Annotated in this window: 3 protein-coding genes; 2 read left to right on the forward strand and 1 reads right to left on the reverse strand. The window is 41.1% G+C overall.

What is annotated here, in order from left to right; all coding sequences use genetic code 11:
- Together A3738_RS30745 and A3738_RS07415 are read left to right on the forward strand one after the other, a co-directional pair.
- A partial coding sequence (locus A3738_RS30745) for a hypothetical protein (protein ID WP_197473676.1) occupies positions 1 to 271 on the forward strand: 271 nt, incomplete at its 5' end.
- Complete coding sequence (locus tag A3738_RS07415; protein ID WP_068478779.1) at positions 264 to 830, forward strand: DUF1415 family protein; 567 nt, start codon at positions 264 to 266, stop codon at positions 828 to 830. The genes A3738_RS30745 and A3738_RS07415, both read left to right, overlap by 8 nt.
- Positions 831 to 845: 15 nt before the next feature.
- Here the strand turns inward: A3738_RS07415 and A3738_RS07420 are convergent.
- The coding region (locus A3738_RS07420) for a GGDEF domain-containing protein (RefSeq protein WP_156504057.1) at positions 846 to 1262 on the reverse strand (417 nt) is incomplete at its 5' end.

Below are 1262 nucleotides of genomic sequence, written 5' to 3' on the forward strand. Positions count from 1 at the left end.
CGCGACTATGCCTCCAGATAATACCGAAGGACACAAGCATGCGCACAACACCGAATCTGATGATGCTAAATCCATTGTCGGCACGTTAAGCGATCGCCCGACAATGGCTTTAACTGCATTTGATAAACGTGAAATGATCCTTAGTTTCGATAGCCCTGCTAAAGTTTTTTTGAAATGCATTCTAGAGGGGCACGAAGACCAAAACCACGAGAGCATCGTTTGGATCAAACCATCTAAAGGTCAGAATGAAAAAGAGCATAGTTATGAATGAAGATGAATTGCTTGCGTGCGAGCAAACTAAACAATGGTTAGAAGAAGTGGTTATTCGTCATGACTTGTGCCCATTTGCAGCGTTGCCGTTTAAGGTCGGTCGAGTTGGTATCTATGCTTGCTTTGAGTCGTCGTTGATAGAGACCTCTTATTTTATCCGTGATGAAATAAACCGCCTGTTCGAATCAGACACAGAAGAACTCGAGACAAGCTTGCTGGTGTTAAGTCCCAATACAATTTCGCAGTTTGAGATGTTCTTAGACTTTGTTGATGAGTTAAATGACGGGGTTGAGGACTCTGGTTTGTCTGATGAATTGCAAGTCGTTGCATTTCATCCTGAGTTTGAATTTGAAGGTGAATTAAAAAATGCTCGATCTCACTACACAAATCGTAGTCCTTACCCAATGATTCATTTGATCAGGCAAGAGTCTATGGCTAAGGCAATACTGGCTTATGGAGAGGACAAAACGGAAGATATTCCTCATCGAAATATTGATTTTCTTGAGTCGATGGATGAACAGACATTTGCGCAGATTAGGGGATATGTAGAGCTCAAATGAGAGCCAGATCTTGCATCAAGAGCTTTCAATCACGATTTGGCTTTTTCCGCTGTTTTTAGCTTCTGATAAATTCCGGTCAGCTTTTTTCCAGGCTGAATCAACGTTGTCCGTTTGACTCACAACGGAGCCTCCGATCGACAAGGTTGTGTTTATAAACTCGCCATTACTTGTCATTATTTTTAGTTCAGAGAATTCTTTGAGTAGCCGGTCCGCATATATTTTTGCTTGGTTGATCGATGTGTTGACTAAAAGCACTGAAAATTCTTCGCCGCTCATTCTTCCTACGATGCTTCGTCGATAAATTTGATTATGCTTGTCAGCGATCAACTTGGATGTAAATTCTTCTCGTTGAGATCGTGATTTTAATAGTGTCCCAAATTCAGAAAGTATTTTATCTCCGGTCAAATGTCCGTAGCGATCGTTGAAAAATTT

It is taken from the genome of Oleiphilus sp. HI0066, from assembly GCF_001635725.1.